The organism is Nisaea nitritireducens, assembly GCF_014904795.1.
Lineage (GTDB): Bacteria > Pseudomonadota > Alphaproteobacteria > Thalassobaculales > Thalassobaculaceae > Nisaea > Nisaea nitritireducens.
In genome coordinates this window covers 1-675 of the sequence record NZ_JACZFS010000097.1, presented here as the reverse complement: position 1 = coordinate 675, position 675 = coordinate 1, and the positions used below count along the sequence as shown (strand labels likewise).

The window sequence follows — 675 nt, the reverse complement described above, 5'->3', positions numbered from 1 at the left end:
TCGCTCAACGGATAAAAGCTACCCCGGGGATAACAGGCTTATCTCCCCCAAGAGTCCACATCGACGGGGAGGTTTGGCACCTCGATGTCGGCTCATCGCATCCTGGGGCTGTAGTCGGTCCCAAGGGTTGGGCTGTTCGCCCATTAAAGCGGTACGCGAGCTGGGTTCAGAACGTCGTGAGACAGTTCGGTCCCTATCCGTCGCGGGCGCAGGAAATTTGAGAGGAGCTGTCCTTAGTACGAGAGGACCGGGATGGACGCACCGCTGGTGTACCAGTTGTTCTGCCAAGGGCATCGCTGGGTAGCTATGTGCGGACGGGATAAGTGCTGAAAGCATCTAAGCATGAAGCCCCCCTCAAGATGAGATTTCCCATTCCGCAAGGAAGTAAGATCCCTGAAAGATGATCAGGTTGATAGGTCTGAGGTGGAAGTGTGGCGACACATGGAGCTGACAGATACTAATCGATCGAGGACTTAACCAATTTGAATGTATGCTTACTGTTATCTAGTTTTGAGAGAACACTCTCAATGGTTTGGTGGCGATAGCGAAGAGGTCACACCCGTTCCCATGCCGAACACGGAAGTTAAGCTCTTCAGCGCCGATGGTAGTCGGGGGTTTCCCCCTGTGAGAGTAGGACGCCGCCAAGCTATCATTACGGTAAAGGCAGCTCATAAT

The 675-nt window shown here is 53.3% G+C and carries 2 rRNA genes; both read left to right on the top strand.

From position 1 onward, the window contains the following. Positions 1–481 (top strand): 23S ribosomal RNA (locus IG629_RS22535); the annotation flags it as partial. Between the two features lie 50 nt (positions 482–531). Further along, positions 532–647: ribosomal RNA gene (gene rrf, locus IG629_RS22530) — 5S ribosomal RNA — on the top strand. Positions 648–675: the final 28 nt, after the last annotated feature.